The sequence below is a fragment of the Pedobacter suwonensis genome (genome assembly GCF_044762335.1).
In the GTDB taxonomy this organism is placed as follows: domain Bacteria; phylum Bacteroidota; class Bacteroidia; order Sphingobacteriales; family Sphingobacteriaceae; genus Pedobacter.
The window spans coordinates 248,592-267,041 of the sequence record NZ_JBIWEB010000001.1 but is presented as its reverse complement, the minus strand read 5'-3'; the positions used below and the strand labels follow the sequence as shown (position 1 = coordinate 267,041).

14 protein-coding genes are annotated in these 18,450 nt (G+C 40.2%); 10 read left to right on the top strand and 4 right to left on the bottom strand.

Translation table 11 applies throughout. From position 1 onward, the window contains the following. Window positions 1-5: 5 nt before the first annotated feature. From ACIQXP_RS01005 to ACIQXP_RS00990, 4 genes are all read right to left on the bottom strand, one after another. Window positions 6-1,094, bottom strand: coding sequence for an efflux RND transporter periplasmic adaptor subunit (locus tag ACIQXP_RS01005; RefSeq protein WP_387504337.1), 1,089 nt, complete (start codon window positions 1,092-1,094; stop codon window positions 6-8). A gap of 9 nt (window positions 1,095-1,103) precedes the next feature. Further along, window positions 1,104-2,372: a TolC family protein gene (locus tag ACIQXP_RS01000; RefSeq protein ID WP_387504339.1), complete on the bottom strand. Its 1,269-nt coding sequence runs from the start codon at window positions 2,370-2,372 to the stop codon at window positions 1,104-1,106. Between the two features lie 152 nt (window positions 2,373-2,524). Continuing rightward, window positions 2,525-3,901 carry a HAMP domain-containing sensor histidine kinase gene (locus ACIQXP_RS00995; RefSeq protein WP_387504340.1) on the bottom strand — a complete coding sequence of 459 codons (1,377 nt, stop codon included), beginning with the start codon at window positions 3,899-3,901 and terminating at the stop codon, window positions 2,525-2,527. Further along, window positions 3,902-4,579 carry a response regulator transcription factor gene (locus ACIQXP_RS00990; protein WP_387504341.1) on the bottom strand — a complete coding sequence of 226 codons (678 nt, stop codon included), beginning with the start codon at window positions 4,577-4,579 and terminating at the stop codon, window positions 3,902-3,904. Between the two features lie 189 nt (window positions 4,580-4,768). Between ACIQXP_RS00990 and ACIQXP_RS00985 the strand changes: the two genes are divergently transcribed. The 10 genes from ACIQXP_RS00985 (at window position 4,769) to ACIQXP_RS00940 (ending at window position 18,376) form a co-directional block, all read left to right on the top strand. After that, complete coding sequence (locus ACIQXP_RS00985; protein WP_387504342.1) at window positions 4,769-5,395, top strand: DNA-3-methyladenine glycosylase family protein; 627 nt, start codon at window positions 4,769-4,771, stop codon at window positions 5,393-5,395. A 248-nt stretch (window positions 5,396-5,643) separates the two neighbouring features. Continuing rightward, window positions 5,644-6,207: an RNA polymerase sigma-70 factor gene (locus ACIQXP_RS00980; RefSeq protein ID WP_293743529.1), complete on the top strand. Its 564-nt coding sequence runs from the start codon at window positions 5,644-5,646 to the stop codon at window positions 6,205-6,207. 63 nt (window positions 6,208-6,270) lie between these two features. Further along, the gene (locus ACIQXP_RS00975) at window positions 6,271-7,215 is read left to right on the top strand and encodes a FecR family protein (RefSeq protein WP_387504343.1); all 945 of its coding nucleotides are present in this window, start codon (window positions 6,271-6,273) and stop codon (window positions 7,213-7,215) included. 237 nt (window positions 7,216-7,452) lie between these two features. Continuing rightward, on the top strand, window positions 7,453-10,683 hold the full coding sequence (locus ACIQXP_RS00970) for a SusC/RagA family TonB-linked outer membrane protein (protein ID WP_387504344.1): 3,231 nt from the start codon (window positions 7,453-7,455) through the stop codon (window positions 10,681-10,683). An 11-nt stretch (window positions 10,684-10,694) separates the two neighbouring features. After that, window positions 10,695-12,218: a RagB/SusD family nutrient uptake outer membrane protein gene (locus ACIQXP_RS00965; protein WP_387504345.1), complete on the top strand. Its 1,524-nt coding sequence runs from the start codon at window positions 10,695-10,697 to the stop codon at window positions 12,216-12,218. Then, window positions 12,212-14,077, top strand: coding sequence for an alkaline phosphatase (locus tag ACIQXP_RS00960; protein WP_387504346.1), 1,866 nt, complete (start codon window positions 12,212-12,214; stop codon window positions 14,075-14,077). Before ACIQXP_RS00965 ends, ACIQXP_RS00960 begins: the two co-directional genes overlap by 7 nt. A 109-nt stretch (window positions 14,078-14,186) precedes the next feature. After that, window positions 14,187-15,089, top strand: coding sequence for a metallophosphoesterase family protein (locus ACIQXP_RS00955; protein ID WP_387504347.1), 903 nt, complete (start codon window positions 14,187-14,189; stop codon window positions 15,087-15,089). Between the two features lie 206 nt (window positions 15,090-15,295). Beyond that, window positions 15,296-15,676: a LytR/AlgR family response regulator transcription factor gene (locus ACIQXP_RS00950; protein WP_293743535.1), complete on the top strand. Its 381-nt coding sequence runs from the start codon at window positions 15,296-15,298 to the stop codon at window positions 15,674-15,676. Between the two features lie 7 nt (window positions 15,677-15,683). Further along, a complete protein-coding gene (locus ACIQXP_RS00945) occupies window positions 15,684-16,151 on the top strand; it encodes a hypothetical protein (protein ID WP_293743536.1) in 468 nt (155 codons plus the stop codon). Between the two features lie 449 nt (window positions 16,152-16,600). After that, window positions 16,601-18,376: an aminopeptidase P family protein gene (locus tag ACIQXP_RS00940; protein ID WP_387504348.1), complete on the top strand. Its 1,776-nt coding sequence runs from the start codon at window positions 16,601-16,603 to the stop codon at window positions 18,374-18,376. Window positions 18,377-18,450 lie beyond the last annotated feature (74 nt).

The following is an 18,450-nucleotide window of genomic DNA, read 5'->3' as shown; positions in this document are numbered from 1 at the left end:
AGAAATTATTGTGTTTTTAAGCTTTCGAATAAGAAAACCTGTTTGGATGCAATAATGCGGTCGCCGGCCTGTACTCCCTTGCTGATGTAGGTTTTATCGGCGGTTTTACGCCCTATTTCGATCTCCTGGATTTTTACTTTATGATCCTGCCCCAGAACGAGCACATAGTTTTTGTTTTCGTCGAAAATTACGGCCCTTGAGTTTAAAACCGGGAGATCAATAGATGAATTAGCCGAAACCTTTACCGTTCCAAGCATACCAGGTTTGAGCAAAAAGCCTGGATTTGGGATCACCACCCTTGCATTCATTACCTTGCTGTCCTGGTCAACCTGGTTGTATAATTTCTCTATTTTTCCTTTAAAAACTTTATTGGGGTAGGATAGGGTTGATAAACTTACCTCATCACCGGCCTTAACACGCGAAATATCCGACTCGTAAATATTGATCATGGCCCAAACGTTGGAGAGATCGGCAATGGTAAACAGGCTTTTATCATTGTCGCCACGCAACTGCATGTTCTGGGTAACATTTTTTTCGATCACAAAACCGCTGATTGGCGATTTAATTGCATAAAATCCTGTACTGCTGCCTCCATTGAGTTTTAATACAGAACTGGCTCTTTTTGCTTCTGCTTTTTTGATCTGATAGTCATTTTTTGCTTCTTCAAGTTCTTTTGCTGATGATAGACCACTTTGGAAAAGTTGTTCGGCTTGTTTTAATGCTCTTTCTGCATTTTTAAGTTCGGCGTTTGCCGCAATAACTTCTTTATCAAAACCTGCCATTTCAGAACTGGTGAGCGTAGCCAGTGTTTGTCCGCTCGAAACCTGATCGCCTAACCTTACCCCCACGCGGTTTACAGTTCCACTTACCATGGGAAAAAGTTCTGATCTGCGCTCCTCATTTGCGGTGATTTTGGCTGAAAACATCAGTTCGGTTTTACCGTTAGCCTGTTGTACAGTATCGATTAACAATCGGTTGATCAAAGAATCTGTTATGGTAAATTTATCATTTGGTGCAGCCGTTTTATGTTCGCCACAAGCAAATAATAAACTGGTTGCAGCAATGAGTACGGTGTGTTTATAGAGATTTTGCATGAAATTTATTTAAAAAATATTAGAACCAGTTACATAATTGAGTTCAGCTCGCGTGCTCATTCTTTCTGATTGGAGTTTATTGAGCTGAAGGGTATTTTCTTTATAGGCATCATACAGGTCCAAAAATTCGATCAGGCTGATGTTACGTGCCTTAAAATTTTTGATCAGGCCTGAAATCAGTGTATTAAAATCGGTTCCAAAGGCAGGATCAATCTCTGCATATAATTTTTCGTTGCGTAAAGCAGTTTTATAGCTGTTAAATACTTCGTTTTCCAACAGAGCTTCTTGCTTTTTAATATTTACATCTGCGGCAGTAATGCCAATCTGTGCTTTTTTAATTTCGCCCTGGTTTCTGGAGAAAAGCGGAATGGGAATTTTAATGCCTAAACCAGTGTATTTTTCAGGATAATTTCCTTTGAGGTCGTAGCTCAGCCCAATTTCTATATCGGGAATGGCCATTGCTTTTTGCAGCTTTAAATTACGTTCATTATAAAGCAGGTTGGTTTTGGCCCGTTTAAGGTCAGCGCGGTTTGCCCTGGCCGAATCAAGTAAGGCCTGATAGGGAATTTTATCTACAGTGGGTGATTTGAGCATTGCTTCATCTAAAACCAAAGTGATTGAGGTTGCAGCATTAATGGCACAGAGTAACTTCAAATCTTTGTAGTAATCTTCCAGTTCATTCATTAGCCCTGCCTGTTCTGCTTTGAGGTTGATCAATAATGATTTTATCCTGATTACATCCTTCGCTGCAACGTTCCCCGTTTTTAACTGAAGATCATAAGCTTTCGCGAGCTGCTCTGTAGAACTGATTTGTTCCTGATATACTTTAACAGATTGCGCGGCAAAATAGGATTTGTAAAAGGTGTTAGCGAGTTCAAACTTCAACGCTCTGATCAGGTCAAAATATTCGTATTCGGCCATTTTAACCCCGGTTTGGGCCAGCTTGATATTCTTATTGCGTTTGCCAGCAAGTTTAAACAGCTGAAAAATAGATCCCGAATATTGACCGTGGGCATACGAGGTTTGCAGGAATTTTTTGGTGTCCTTATTGTAAAAAAGATTTTCGTATTCCAGTGTAGGGTTTTCGAAAAGTTTAGCCGTGATGATTTCTGCTTTTGCCTGATTAATTTCATAATTGCTGGCCAATAACTCGAAATTATTCCTCAAAAAAAGGCTTTCCGCCTGGTTTAAGTTTAAGCTTAATGTATCGCGCTGTGCGAAAGCCTTACCGGCTGTTAATGCCCAAAAAAGAATGAGCCATGAAAATACCCTTATCATATCTGCAAAGCTATCTTTGCCAGATTAAAGGCGGATTAAATCGGACTTAAAAAGGGATTAAAGTTGCGGAAATGTGTGTGCTCGTTTCCAAAAGAGTGCAAGAATAGGTATACGGTTTCATCGTTTGTAAACGATATGCTATTTAACGCTCGTTAGAAACGATCGTTAGCGGGATTCGAAATGAGCGTGAGCGAAACCGTAAATGTGCAGCCAACCTGATCTGGATTTTTAATGGTGATCTCGCCTTTAAGCAAATCGATAATTTTTTTAGACATATAAAGCCCCATACCTTCGCCGTGCTGGCCATGTTCTTTTGCACGGGTATAAAAAGGGTTAAAGATATCTGCCTGATCATCAACTGAAATTCCCTTTCCATGATCTATGATATGGATAAAAACATGGTTTTTACGGGTTTCGACATGGATATTTACTTCTTGGTTATTGGAAAATTTAAAAGCATTTGAAATGATATTATCCAGGGCAATTTGTAACAAAGTGGCATTGGCCAATATTTCGGGTTTGGTATTAATGGGCGTTTGATAGGTAATGTTAAGGTCAAGACCTTTCTGCATTTTCCATTCGGTTTGAATTTTAGCGAGCAGATCATCAAGTTTGATCGGAGCAAGTTGAGAATTGATCAGATCAAGATCCATTTTTGCCAGGGCTACCAAACCTGTAATGATGTGTTCCATTTTTTCTGCATCTTCAAGCATCGAAATAATCACGTTTTGATAAGCAACCTGATCTCTTTCTTTAGATAGGGCAAGTTCAGCGTTCATCATAATCCGCGTAACGGGCGTTCGAAGTTCATGTGAAGCATTGGCTACAAAGGTTTTCTGCAGCATAAAAGCCTGTTCGAGTTCTTCCATTAAATGATTAAAGCTCTGTGCAATGAGATTAATCTCGTCCTTATTGTTATGTTCTTCAACTCTAAATTGCATGTTTTGAGCGCTGGCCTGTTTTACTTCGAGCATAAATTTTTGCAGCGGTTTCAGCATTTTCTGAGCAATCCACCTGCTCAATAATAATACAATAAGAGAAATAAGGATAAAGATAAAAATCATGATCTTCAACAACTTGTCTAGCCTGTTGTGTGAGCCCTGGTCGTCGGCCGAAGCGAGGATAACGAAGTCGCCCTGATTATCCTTATAATAAATACCAACTACCTGTCGCTGACCGTCCGTATATTTTAAACGGCCTTTCCGCCGTACCTGATCAATGGTTGCAGGGGTCCAATATTGGGCAGTATCGCCGATAAAAGTGGCCCTGTTCTTTTGATCATAAATGCGAATTACTTCACTGTTCAGTTTTTGAAGGTACTTATGACGTACTGTATTTAATGCATCTCTACTGATTTCATCTGCTTCAAGGTACAGTTTAGCTGTTACCATGGTGCGGTCGGTCAGGCGTTCGAAGAAATCAGCCTCTAAAAATTTCATAAAGGTAAAATATACCGTGCAAAGCACTGCGAAGAGCATTGAAGTGCTGATCAGCGTAAAATATAGTGCTATCCGGTCCTTTATTTTCATCTATTTTAGGATATATCCCATATTGATTTTGGTATGGATGAGTTTGCGTTCAAAACCCTTTTCGATTTTTTTCCGCAGAAAATTAATGTATACATCAATTACATTGGTGCCGGTTTCGAAACTGATGTCCCAGGCTTGCTCGGCTATAAATTGTCTTGAGAGCAAACGGTTGGGGTTGCGCATAAAAAGTTCGAGCAGGATAAATTCTTTGGCGCTTAATTCGATCGGTTTACCCGCGCGGTTTACTTCTTTACTGTAACGATCAAGTACCAAGTCTTCAAAATATAATTTATGGTCTGTTTTATTTTCAACAGGTGGCTGTCTGCGTAATAGAGCTGCAACCCTGGCCAAAAATTCTTTCAGGTGAAAGGGTTTGACGAGATAATCATCGGCACCGGCCTCTAAACCCGTAACTTTATCATCAATAGTGCCCATTGCTGTAAGCATGAGGACTGGTGTGTGTAAAGCATTTTCTCTGAGGTGTTTACAAAGCTGGATGCCGTTTAAGCCAGGCATCATGACATCGATAATCAACAGGTTAAAGCTTTCCCTTAAAAAAATGTCCAGCGCGTCAATTCCATTGGCTACGGTAAGTACCTGATAATTATTTTCTTCGAGTGCCGACTTCAAAAGTTCAGCAATTTTAGGGTCGTCTTCAGCTATTCCAATCTTTAGCATTCAACAAAAGTAACCATCTCATCTTAAAAAGGGATTAAAATAGGGTTTTTTCCGTTACCTTAGGGATTGAAGTTAATCTCATGCTCCCATAATGAATAATTGTATTGCATAAGGTTACGGTTATATTGGATGCTATCGTTCATTGTCTCACCAACCGAAACGAAATTATATTAAAATAGCTATATTTTTATGTTCGAAAAATTTGACCAGACCAGTTATCATCAACTTTGTGATTTGTTAGGTGGCCATCATCCGGATTTGCAACTGATTTTGGATCGATATGGTTATCCACCCTTTTGGTCGCGTCCAAATACTTTCGAATCGTTAGTGCATATTATTCTTGAACAACAGGTTTCTCTGGCTTCGGCATTGGCCGCAATGAATAAACTAAAAGAAAAAATTGATGAGGTTACTCCTGCAAGGGTGTTATTGCTTACTGATCAGGAATTAAGGGAGTGTTATTTTAGCAGGCAAAAAACGGCATATGTTCGCCATTTGGCCGAAAATATAGTCAGTGGGGCATTGTCTTTAACTCGAATGGAGGAAATGGATGATCTGACCATTAGAAGCCAGCTTAAAAGTATCAAGGGGATTGGCGATTGGACCGTAGATATTTACCTGATTTTTATGCTGCACCATCAGGATATTTTCCCGATAGGAGATCTGGCTGCCGTAAACTCGCTAAAGAAAGTAAAAAGCTTGTCAGCAGGGGTGGGTAAAGAGGAAGTGTTATTGGTGGCAGAGCAATTTAAACCTTATCGCACTATTGCCACCATGCTGTTGTGGCATGCGTATTTATCGGAGAGGAATCGTTAGTAGATTCATCCTCTGCTTATTTATGGAACAAAAGTTTATTCCATTAAGGTGTTTTTACTTCTACCGTTAATTTAAATGTTTGGCCCATTGATATGAATAAAGAAGATCAACTGAATCGAGAGAACTGTAATATTAAGTGATTACCTGAACATTGTGCCTCATTCATGATAAATCTTCTCTTTAAGATTTGTTAATAATAAGTGAATATTGAGCAGGTAGCTTTGCTGTAAAAAAAAAGGCAGCATCTCTTGAGCAAAACTTTACTCTCCTCTTTACAACGCGGAAGCCATCAGGCGATGGAAGAAATCTACCATTTATATTGGTCAGATATTTTTGATGTTGCACTCAGAAAAACCGGTGATGAAGCACTCTCACAGGATATTACCCAGGAGATTTTTATCTCACTTTGGGAAAATCATAAAACGATTAACCTTTCCGGAAGCCTTGGTGCCTATTTATATGGTGCTGTAAAATATAAAGTGATTAATTATTTCAAGTCTGGTAGCATTAAGGAACAGCACCAAAATGCGCTTAAAGCTTTGATGGATGAAAAACATGCCGAAGCGGCTGACGATAGACTAATCTTAAAAGAATTTTATTCAGAAGTTGATGATGCCATTGCGTTATTGCCTGAAAAAATGCAATTGGTGTTTTCGATGAGCAGAAAACAGGAGAAATCTATAAAAGAAATTGCTGAAGAACTGAACGTCTCGGTACAAACGGTGAAAAACCAAATCTCTGCAGCACTAAAGCTTCTTAAAAAAAGTCTTTCCTATATCTTACTGATTGCCGTATTGATCGGTTTAACATAAAGTTAATCTATAGATAACATTTTTGGTTAGTACCTATCCGCTTTTCAACTGACATGTATGTAAATGACAGAAGAACAGGCAAAGGAACTGCTGCGGAAATATCTCGATGAGCAGGCAAATCCACAAGAGCAAAAAAAGGTTGAAGAATGGTATGCTAAACTCCATATAGAAGAAGTGGAGGTTGCGGCTCACCGTAGAGCAACAATCAGTGCGCAAATGTTTGCACAACTTCAGGTTGCGATGTTTCAGGAGCAAAAAACTGCCAAGGTATTCAAATTTCAGACTTTTGTCAGGGTTGCCGCTGCTGCATTGCTCTTGCTTACCATTGGCATCACGATATGGAAACTGAACACTAAAGTACAGTCTGAAAATCAATTAACCGTATTTACAGGAAGTAAGGAGCAGAAGCGGGTTATTTTACCTGATGGTTCGGTGGTAGTATTAGGCCCATCGGCAAAACTCTGTTATCCTAAAATATTTGCTTCAAACAGCCGCCAAATCGAACTTGAAGAGGGTGAAGCATTTTTCGATATTACCCATCAGGAGAAAAGACCATTCACCGTACATACAAGTGCTGGTGTAAACATTAGCGTTTTGGGTACCTCTTTTAAAATAAAATCTTATCAGGCCAGTAAACAGCTTGAGGTTGCCGTGGTTACGGGTAAAGTTGCGGTCAGCAATCCAAAAGGCGAACTGGGTACGCTGGTTAAGGATGAGTCTTTAACTTATGATAAAAATAACGGTCGTGCTGCCATCCGCAAAAGTAAAACATCAGCTGTTATCAAATTTGCTTTTGATGGAGCAACGCTTGATCAGGTGGTGACTAAACTCCAATACGTATATAGCATTAAAATTCTATTAAACGATAGCGCTCTAGGCAAACTTAAAACAACTGCATCTTTTAGCAGCACACAATCACCGGAGGAGATTCTGGATATTCTTTGCAGTCTGCACCACCTCAGGTTCAACGCATCAAAAAATCATAAATCATTTAAAATATACAGATGAGATAAGGATATGATATAGAATTATGTACGGTTACTGGTCAGACCAGGTGCCGCAATCTCTCTTTCTGGCAACAAAGCCAGCATAAATAAAGCTTTACAAAAACAAAATCAAACAAATTAAGCAATGAAAACAACCTCCGCCAAGCGGACACCAGCTCTTTATAAGATCATGAAATACTCATGTTTAACATTTACAATTCTCTGCATTTTTTGTAGCTCAATCCTCGCTTCGGCAGGTATGGCACAGAAACTAGAGAAAACCAGGGTTAGCCTTACTATTGGTAAAGGCCGCAAGATGACCGAGATCATCAAAGAAATCGAATCACGTACCGGCCTCAGTTTTGTGTATAATCCAGATCAGCTGCAACAAAAAAACATGTTGGTAAGCGGCGATTTTACCAGCGAACCTGTAAGGTCGCTTTTAGACAGACTTGGTTTGCAGGTGCTGGAAAAAGGCGGATATGTAATCTTAAACAAAGCCGTAATGAATAAACCAGACCGGATAATTACAGGAATAGTAAGAGATACAACCGGTTTGGCACTTCCGGGCGTATCTGTAAAAGTATTAGGTACACAAAGTGGTACCATTACCGATGGAAACGGTGCTTATCGCATTGCAGTTGGTGCTGACGCAGTGCTTTCATTTTCGATGATCGGTTACCAGACCAGGGAAGCAAAAGTAGGCGAAGAACAGGTAATTAATATGGTTTTGAAAGAAGAACGTTCAACACTTGCTGATGTTGTAGTGGTGGGTTACGGTACGCAGAAAAAAGAAACCTTAACCGGGGCAATTAGTATTGTTGGGCTGGATAAACTTTCTTCACGTTCATTAAACAGTGTTGGTGAGGTATTGGCCGGAAAATCACCCGGTGTGATCGTAACCAATGAGGGCGGCGACCCAACATCTGCACCGCGTATCAATATCCGCGGATCGGGTGGTATTAATGGAGAAAATGTACTGTATGTAATTGATGGATCTATATTTTCGGGTACTCCACAGCTTAATCCTAATGATATAGAATCAATTTCAGTCTTAAAAGACGGATCTGCTGCCATTTACGGCGCAAGGGCCTCGGGCGGTGTGGTATTAATTACCACCAAAAAAGGCAAAAGCGGAAAAATGCAGATTAGTTTTGACGCTAAATTGGGCCAACAAAGCGCATGGAAAAAGCTGGAACCTTTAAATGCGCAACAACGTGCACAGGTGGCAGCAACGGCCGCAAAAAATGGCGGTAGCAATCTATTACCCGCTTTTGATCCGGCAAAGTATCCTGACGGGCAGATTACCCGCACCAACTGGATGGATGAGGTTTTTAGAACTGGATTATTACAGGATTACAATGCAGCGATAAACGGCGGTAGCGAAAAATCTAATTATTACCTCAGTTTTAATTACCGTAATGCTGAAGGGATTGTGTTAAATACCAAAACCAAACGTTACAACTTCAGGATCAATACCGAACACGAAGTTACTGATTGGCTAAAAGTGGGCGAAAACCTGTCGTACAGCAGCACCAATGGAAACGGAGCCAATACCAGCAGCGATTATACCGGTGCTTTACTTTCAGCCATTTATTATCCTACAAATGCTACACCTTACAATGCCGACGGTAGTTTTGCGGGTTTGCCGGGGCCTTATGCCGGCGATTATGGTGATATTGTTAATCCTGTTGCCGATTTAATGCGTATTGATATCAACAATCCTGTAAATGTGTTGGTAATTAATCCTTATGCTAATATTAAATTGGCCAAAGGTTTAACTTTCAGGTCTAATTTAAGCATTACCAAATCAGATGCTGCCTTTAAAAGCTTTACACCTAAAAGACCTGAAGTAGGAAAGCCGGTATTGAGCAATAGTTTAGTGGAACGCAGTAACCGCAACAGCGATTTACTAACAGAACAAGTGTTAAACTATAAGGGTACTTTTGGTAATCATCAAATTGATCTTACAGGCGGGTATTCATTTCAAAAAACACAGCTCCGTAGTTTATATTCTTCAGGGTCTGGTTTTGACGATGAATCAGTACAATATAGATATCTAATGAATGCCACGGTTATACAGCCTTCTTCCAGCGGTTATAATGCACAGGCGCTTTCGTCACTGTTTTTAAGGGCAAACTACAACTATCGCGAAAAATACCTGTTCTCGTTAATCGGTCGCCGTGATGGATCATCTTTGCTCTCTAAAAATAACAGAACCAGAAATTATGGTTCGGCTTCTGTTGGATGGGTAATGAGCAAAGAAGATTTTCTTAGAGATGTAAATTGGTTAAATGAACTGAAATTAAGAGGTAGCTATGGTTTTCTTGGTAATTTAGGAACACTTACCTCTGATGCGGTTAATCCATTACTAATGCCGACACAAAGTTATTTCGGACAAACACCAACTTTACAAAACGGTTATGTTCAAACGGTTTTGGCCAATCCTAACATAGCATGGGCAGAATCTAAACAAACCAATTTTGGTGTTGATGTAGCGGTATTGGGACGTTTCAATCTTACTGGAGATTATTTTATCAAAGAAATCGATAAAATGATCCTGACCAGGACATTACCTGGAACGGCAGGTTTAAGTACGCAGATCATTAATGCAGGTAAGGTAAGAGATAAAGGCATTGAACTAGGATTAACTTATAACAGTGATAAAAATGCAGCTTTTACTTACTCGGTAAATGCTACTTTAACCAAAATAAACAATAAAATAGAAGAACTTATTCCGGGTATAGAAAACCAGGTTGTATCTACCAATTTCAGGAATGAAGTTGCCCCGCTAACCAATAGGGTAGGACAGCCATTGTATAGTTTTTATGTCTTAAAAACCGATGGTATTTTCCAAAGCCAGGCAGAAGCCGATAACTATAAAAATGCGAAGGGACAAAAGATACAGCCGAACGCAAAAGCGGGTGATTTTAAATTTGTGGATATTAACGGCGACGGATCAATTGATAGTAAAGACCGTTATTTCGCTGGAAGTGCCTATCCTGATTTCTCTTATGGGTTGAGCTTTAATGCAAGTTATAAAAACTTCGATTTCAATATTTTTGCGCAAGGTGTACAGGGTAATAAATTGTTTAATGCGGTAAAACGTACTACTTATAGTGCCAGTGGGCCATCTTACAATAAACTGGTTGGTATTTTAGATGCCTGGTCGCCAGAGAATCCAGGTGGCAAAGTGCCAATTATTTCAACCAGCGATGCCAATGGAAACTTTGCAGCTTCTGATTTTTATGTAGAAAACGGCTCTTACCTGCGTATCCGCAACGTAACCTTGGGTTACAGTTTACCAAAATCAATCGCCAATAAATTAAAAACAGGCGGTGTAAGAATTTATGCTACGGCAAATAATCTTTTCACCATTACTAAATATTCAGGTTTTGACCCCGAAATCGGAATGGACAACAACGGAGTGGATGTTGGTCGGTATCCTCAAGCCAGAAGCTTTATCCTCGGTTTAAGCGTAAATTTATAATCACAACAACAATGAAAAAGAATTTAAAATATATGGCATTTGCCGCCCTTGCTGTTTTCTCTTCATGCACAAAACAGCTTGATATTACACCAGAAGGTTCTCCGTCTGCACAGAACTTCTGGAAAACTAAAGAAGATGCATTGAAAGCCGAAGGCGGAATGTATGAGCTCTACAATGCAGAGGATTTTTACGGTCGCGGGATGTTCTGGTTTATCAATGCCAGTGATGATATGGTTACCGGCCGTAACAAGCCAGAGGCGGATAACATTAAAAACTTTAACCGAACATATGTAGGCGGTGGTTATACGGAAACGCAGTGGAGCATGCGTTATGCCATTATCAAACGTGCCAATGATATCATCAACAATGTGCCCAATATCAATATGGACGAAAGTTTAAAGAAACAGATTATTGGCGATGCTTATTTTAATGCAGGTTTGGTTTATTTTCAGCTGGCTGCAAATTATGGAAATGATAAAGCAGGAGTGCCGATTGTGAAACCTGAAACTGATGCATCTCAGCCGATTCCCCGCGCGAGCAATGTAAACGAAAACTATGATTATATTATTTCGCTTCTTTTAAAAGCAGCCGATAACCTTCCTTTTTTTTCCGCAATGAAACCTGCTGATTATGGTAAAGCACATAAAACTGCAGCATGGGCTTATTTGTCTAAGGTATATCTATTCAAAAAAGATTATGCCAATGCGGCTAAATACGCCGATATGGTGATCAACTCCGGCCAGCATGATTTAATTAATACAGGTTTTGCCGATGTTTTTAAAGCTTCAAACAACTGGTCAAAAGAATATATCTGGTCGGTAGTTTGTACACCAAGCGGTGGCGGAACGGGCTGGGGCAGCAAGCTGCCGGGTGTAATGTTGACCAACAAAGCCTGGGGCATTTATAACGGATGGGGTTATTACCTGCCAACCAAAGAACTTTACGATTCTTACGAAGCCGGCGATCAACGCAGGGAAGCAACTATTTTAAAACCTGGCGATAAATTTATGTTTTTCGGAGCAGAACGTAGCTTTACCAAAGATGGTGGCGCCACTTCAAATTATCAGTTTAAAAAATATATGGAGCCATTTTCTTACGCCAACCCGATCCCAACCCATGTTAACCCCAACGGAGATAATGGAACAACTGATTTAAATGTACCCTTAATGCGTTATGCAGAAGTATTGCTGATTAAAGCAGAAGCTGCCATTAACCTGAGCGGTGCGGGTGCGGGCGATACCGAACTGAACAAAATCAGGCTGCGGGCAGGTTTAGGGGCTAAAACGGGAATGACTATAGATGACCTTAAACGCGAACGTAGAAATGAGCTTGCCGGAGAATGGGCAGATCGTCACCGCGATTTAGTGAGGTGGGGCGATGCCCAGGCTACATATGCCAAACCTTTGCATGATTATGATGGCAGTGTGATTTGGCCGGCAAGAACTTTCAATCCACAGGTACACGATGTTTGGGCCGTACCACAAAGAGAAATTGATAACAGTGCGGGTGTAATTAAACAAAACCCAGGATGGTAAAAAAAATAGCAATAAACTTTGCGGCAATGGCCTTTGTGCTGGGGCTGCAAAGTGCATCTGCCCAGGTGAGGCTAAACGCGAACCATGGGCATAGCCACAATGATTATAAACAGGACATTCCGCTTCTTACTGCATATTATGCCGAAATGGGATCCATTGAGGCAGACGTTTTTTTAAAAGATGGCGAATTGTATGTCGCACATGAAGCTTCAGAAATTAAGCCGGGTTTTACACTTAAAAAAATATACCTCGATCCGCTGGCCCGGTTTTTTAAAGCAAAAGGAAATCATCCTTACACCAATGCGGCCTTAAGGTTGCAACTGGTAGTTGATGTAAAAGAAGATTACCGGCATGTATTCCCGGTATTGCTAAAGGAGCTGGAAGCTTATGGAGAAGTATTTGATGCCAAAAAGAATGCTAATGCCATTAAAGTGGTAATTAGTGGCGATATGCCTGCTCCGGCCGATTTTAAAAATTATGATGAAAAATTATCTTTTGATGGCAGACCAACAACCATTTATACCGATGCACAATTAGGCCGGGTTGCGATGATCAGCGATGATTTGAAAAATCATACTATATGGAATGGAAAGGGCAACCCGACCAAAACCGATGAATTGAAACTGAGGGCCACAATAGACCAGGCACATCAGAAAGGAAAACCTTTCCGGTTCTGGGCTTCACAGGATAGTCCGAATACCTGGATTGTGCTCGAAAGGTTAGGCGCTGATTGGATTAATACCGATAAACCAACCAAACTGAAAGATTTTTATCTGAATCAGGATAAATTGAGTTATACCAATCCAAAGCCGTATACAACTTACACACCCACATACAAAACCGACGGGCAGAACAAGGCGCCAAAAAAAGTCATTTTGTTAATCGGTGACGGGATGGGACTGGCTGCCATCCATGCGGGTTTGATTGCCAATCACGGTGAGCTGAACATGGCCAAATTCCATTACATCGGCTTTTCTGAAACCGCTGCTGCTGATGCCGGAAACACCGATTCGGCCGCGGGTGGGAGTGCCATGGCCATAGGTTATAAAACCAATAACCGTTACATCGGAATGGGGCCTGATAATCAGAATAAAACCAATTTGGTAGATACCTTAGCTGCTTTCGGTATTAAAAGTGGCATCATCACAGCCGGCGATCTGACCGACGCAACACCAGCGGTATTTTACGCGCATCAGCTCGACCGATCCTACAATGGAGCAATTGCGAATGATCTGTTGACCAGCAAGGCCGAAGTTTTAGTTGGTTCTAACCGCAAAGCTTTCGAGCAAAATAAAAACAGCAGGCTTTTGGCTGATTTAAAAGCTAAAGGTTTTCACTTAACCAATAATCTAAGTGATTTTGAAAAGCAGTATGAGGGTAAACAATTGGTTTTGCTCGACGATTCGGCCACCAGACCGGTTATAAAAGGCCGTGGCAATATGCTTAAAAATTCCTTATCACATACCCTGCAGATTTTATCGAAAAACAAACCTGGTTTCTTTATCATGACTGAAGGTGCGCAGATTGATTACGGTGGTCATAGCAACGATCTGCCTTATCTGGTTACCGAATTTCACGACTTCGACCGTACCGTTGCCGAGGCACTGCGCTTTGCTGATCAGGACGGCGAAACATTGGTTATTGTAACTGCCGACCATGAAACAGGTGGACTAACACTTTTAGATGGCGATGCCGATAAAGGAATGGTTAGGGGCGAATTTAGTACCAACGATCATACGGGGATCATGGTTCCGGTTTTCGCTTATGGTCCTGGCTCACAAAATTTCAGCGGTGTTTATCCCAATAATCAAATTTTTCATAAAATTATTCAAGCCTTTCATCTGGCAAAAGCTAAATAAGTAAATAAGGGAAAAATATCCCTATAGCGGTGCCTGTATCTACTACAGCGCCGCTTTTTTCTTAATCCAGCATGATATCACAATACTCGTTTTAAATAATAACAAACTGATGGAAAGAAGATCTGCACTCAGAAGTATCGGTGGCCTTTTTTTGCTGCCAGCATTGTCGAAAGTTTCGTTAACTACTCAAAAAAAGCCTGTTTTAAGGCTTGCGCATCTTACAGATGTACACCTGAAGAACCAGTTTAATGCACCGGCAAGATTTGCCAGATGTTTGCACCATTTACAGTCCCAATCGCCAAAAGTAGATCTGATTTTAAATGGTGGCGATATTGTTTTCGATATGAACAAAGAAAATATTGGTGCCATTAACGGCCAATGGAAACTGGTACAGGAAACCATGAAAAACGAATGTAGCATCCCTGTAAGTTATTGTTTGGGTAACCACGATATCTGGTGGAACGAAGATAGCAAAGGCGAAGTTTTTTACGGGAAAAAATACGCTATGGATAAATTGCAGTTGGTTAAACCTTATTACAGCCTGATACAGAACGGATGGAAAATCATTATGCTGGATAGTACCCATTTGGATATAGATAATACCTGGTATATTGGTAAATTGGGTGATGAGCAATTCAACTGGTTAAAAAACGAACTGGAAAATACCGGTAAAACAATGCCGATGATGGTGATGTCCCATATTCCAATCCTTACTGCGTTATTGATGATAGAGGATGATGTTGTGAACAAATGGACGATGTTGGGTGGAGATATGCATACCGATACCGCCAAGATTATTCATCTTTTTTATTCGCATCCCAATGTAAGATTGTGTTTAAGCGGTCATTTGCACATGCGCGATAAAGTGGTCTATAACAATGTAACCTATATCTGTAATGGTGCGGTATCTGGTGCCTGGTGGGAGGGGAACAGAAGAGAAACTGCACCTGGTTACGGAATAATCGATTTATACGCTGATGGTAGCTTTGCGGAGCAATATATGGAGTATTGATGACTGAATTTAACCTGCTGTGCATCGCGATGTACCGGCTATTAAATAGTTCGTATTTTTTTTGAACGCTTTTTGAAAATGCATAAAACAGAAATTTCGTCTGATTAATACTTAAACAGTTACCGTAATTTTACCCTTTTTATGTCTTTCTATATGGATTCGGATTAAGATATGTTAAGTTTGGTGTAACCTATCTAAATTTGCTTATGTATTATAGTTGTGCAATTGTTGACGATGAACAGCACGCCATAGATGTACTGCTTGATTATATTGAAGACACACATTTTTTAAAATTAGCTGATGCCTTTGATAATCCTGTTGACGCATTAAAAACAATTAGTGCGGGCGACCAAATCGACTTTCTTTTTTTGGACATTGATATGGATGGGATGAAAGGTACTGAACTATCTCAGCATCTCCGCTCTAAAGCGAGGTTCGTAATCTACGCTTCCTCTCACCTGGAAAATGAAGTAAGGAGAATAGATTCTAATTTTGAATGTTATCTCGGCAAGCCGATTTCAATGAAGCGTTTTACCGGTACAATTGATAAACTGTTACGACTTAATAATTTGCCGATAAACAATTGATATCGCTATGATCCAACTTACTTACCTTTTTGAACAGGAACTTTCAGCAGCTATACCCTATCAACTGATGCGTGCAGGTATGACAGATCCTTGGTTGGTTATATCCGGATGTAAGGTATTAGGTATTATTGATCAAGTTGAAGGAAACTGGACCCAGATTGTAGGTGAAGATATTCCCCCGGTGGTTATTGAAAAGATGGGTGATTTAATAGATACACAGCAGTTTAGCTGGTTGCCCGATTTAATCAAAAGACAATGGCCAAGGTATGTGCTTGATGTGATTGTAGAAAATTTGCAGCGTTATGAAATAATCTGCCATAAAGAGGCTTGTACCAAAAGTTTTAAACAACGTTTTACATTGGGCATCCATGCATTGGCCGAGCGGGAATCGGCCCTTGTTTTTAACATACGCTGCTTTCAGAAATCAGATTCTTACCAGATAATCAAAGCTCCGGCAATAGACCGGTATGTTTAACCTCTCAGGATATGTTCACCTGAAGACCTGAATTCGATCATTATTGATTTAAAATACGGTTTCATAAACCTTCCATACCTGACCATTCTCCAGGCTGAAACTTGTTTTTACAGGTAGAAATAATATTTACAATGACTTGTAGCGACTTCGTAGTTAGCATCTTTTTAACAGGAACGACGCTGAAATGAATTACTATCGCTGAGCTTGCCTAAGGCTCGGTTTACTGTATACCTTTCCGCTGCGCTGCAGCGCAGCGTTTGATGGCTCCTTAATCGAAAAGCTTTTACAAGCTGCGGAGAAGTAGTATTAACAATCAAACAATTTATTAGCTCGCCTACTATAATGCTTTTATTGAACCTAATTCCAACCAAAAATAACCTAAACATCGGTTTGTTTATTTTAAGATGTCGGTGTAATATTTAAATTTGACCCAATAAAACAAATCTTCGATGACCTTTGCAGAAAAATTACAGGCCGTACGCCAATTAATGTTCGCTCAACAAGTAGATGCCTATATTATTACCGCTGCAGATCCGCACATTAGTGAGTATTTACCTGCACATTATAAGGCCATCCCCTTCGCCTGTGGATTTACAGGCTCTGCCGGTACGCTGGTTATTACTCAGGATTTTGCCGGTTTGTGGACTGATTCGAGATATTTTACACAGGCCGAAGCACAATTGACTGGTACTGGTTACGAACTGGTAAGACTAAAAGTGCCGCACACCCCGGAGTACATCAGTTGGTTATGCGAGACGCTGCCAAGAGGAGCAAAGGTAGGTTTTAATTACGAACTCATCACAGTGGCATTGGCCCAGGAGTTACAGCATAATTTAGCTCAGAATGAAATAGAAACAATCCATGTTGATTTGATTAGCGACATCTGGCAGGATAGGGTAGGGCTGCCTGTAGAAAATGCTTTTTTAATCAATGAGGAAGCTGCAGGACTTAGCATTTCAGCTAAAATTAATGAGGTGAGGACAGTTTTAAGCATAAATAAAGCAGATTATCATTTAATTTCATCACTTGATGATATTGCCTGGTTGTTTAATTTACGAGGGCAAGACGTAGATTATAATCCGGTAACTTTAAGTTTTGCTTTAATAACAACGGAAGAGGTTCAACTATTTATAGACAAACAAAAACTATCACAAAGGGATATCCAGACATTAAACCAGCAAGGTGTGGCACTGCATCCCTATACTGATGTGGCTACAGCACTAAAAGAACTACCAGAAGATATCCGGATTTTTATTGATCCAAAACGTACCTGTTTCGGCTTATTTGAATGTTTGCCAAAAGGTTGTAAAATAATTTCAGGTATTAATCCGAGCACGAATTTAAAAAGTGTAAAGAACGATACCGAAATTAAGCATATCCGCAAGGCAATGTTGTATGACGGTGTAGCGTTAACGAGGTTCTTTAAATGGATGGAAGAGCGTTCAGGTAAAGAACAGATTACAGAATGGTCTGCGGCAGAAAAACTGGCTTCATTCAGAGCAGAACAAGAATCTTTCGTAGGTTTGAGTTTTAATACCATAGCGGGTTACAATGCAAATGGTGCATTGCCACACTATAACGTAACAGCAGAAAGCAATCAGGAAATTTTAGGTGATGGTTTGTTTCTTGTCGATTCAGGAGGTCAATATTTATACGGCACAACCGATATTACCAGGGTGATGCCCATTGGTAAATGTTCAGCAACCCAGGCCGATGATTATACTTTAGTGCTTAAAGGGTTAATAGAAGGCTCTAAAGTAATTTTTCCGGAAGGCACCAAAGGTTATCAGATCGATTCGATCTGTAGAAAACCGCTGTGGGAACATGCTGTAAATTTTGGGCATGGAACCGGACATGGAATAGGCTTTTTTCTGAATGTACATGAAGGACCTCAGAATATTAGTCCGGCTAATGTAGACGTAGTTTTTAAACCAGGCATGGTAACCTCCATTGAACCTGGTATTTATCGCCCGGGAAAACACGGTGTACGAATTGAAAACCTTGTTTTATGTGTACCTGGCAGCAGTAGTGAATTTGGTCACTTTCTCACTTTCGAAACCTTAACTTTATGTTTTATCGATACCACTATCATCAATAAAACGCTTTTATCGGCAGATCAGATCGAGTGGCTGAATCAATACAACCAGATGGTGTTCCAGCAGCTAGAACCCATGCTGTTCGAGGAAGAAGCCAAATGGTTGAAAGGTAAATGTCAGCCTGTTTAATTATTTATTAACAGTAATATAAATAACGGTCGTAAATTCGCACGGTCGGAACCTCAATGTACAAACCGTACCAA

Bases quoted from the DNA above. Each gene is read 5' to 3' on its own strand.
- ACIQXP_RS00970 (WP_387504344.1), top strand. From the start codon at position 7,453: ATGGCACAGAAACTAGAGAAAACCAGGGTTAGCCTTACTATTGGTAAA.
- ACIQXP_RS00990 (WP_387504341.1), bottom strand. From the start codon at position 4,579: ATGCTAAAGATTGGAATAGCTGAAGACGACCCTAAAATTGCTGAACTT.
- ACIQXP_RS00950 (WP_293743535.1), top strand. From the start codon at position 15,296: ATGTATTATAGTTGTGCAATTGTTGACGATGAACAGCACGCCATAGAT.
- ACIQXP_RS00965 (WP_387504345.1), top strand. From the start codon at position 10,695: ATGAAAAAGAATTTAAAATATATGGCATTTGCCGCCCTTGCTGTTTTC.
- ACIQXP_RS00995 (WP_387504340.1), bottom strand. From the start codon at position 3,901: ATGAAAATAAAGGACCGGATAGCACTATATTTTACGCTGATCAGCACT.
- ACIQXP_RS01000 (WP_387504339.1), bottom strand. From the start codon at position 2,372: ATGATAAGGGTATTTTCATGGCTCATTCTTTTTTGGGCATTAACAGCC.
- ACIQXP_RS00940 (WP_387504348.1), top strand. From the start codon at position 16,601: ATGACCTTTGCAGAAAAATTACAGGCCGTACGCCAATTAATGTTCGCT.
- ACIQXP_RS00985 (WP_387504342.1), top strand. From the start codon at position 4,769: ATGTTCGAAAAATTTGACCAGACCAGTTATCATCAACTTTGTGATTTG.
- ACIQXP_RS00975 (WP_387504343.1), top strand. From the start codon at position 6,271: ATGACAGAAGAACAGGCAAAGGAACTGCTGCGGAAATATCTCGATGAG.
- ACIQXP_RS00955 (WP_387504347.1), top strand. From the start codon at position 14,187: ATGGAAAGAAGATCTGCACTCAGAAGTATCGGTGGCCTTTTTTTGCTG.
- ACIQXP_RS00960 (WP_387504346.1), top strand. From the start codon at position 12,212: ATGGTAAAAAAAATAGCAATAAACTTTGCGGCAATGGCCTTTGTGCTG.
- ACIQXP_RS00945 (WP_293743536.1), top strand. From the start codon at position 15,684: ATGATCCAACTTACTTACCTTTTTGAACAGGAACTTTCAGCAGCTATA.
- ACIQXP_RS01005 (WP_387504337.1), bottom strand. From the start codon at position 1,094: ATGCAAAATCTCTATAAACACACCGTACTCATTGCTGCAACCAGTTTA.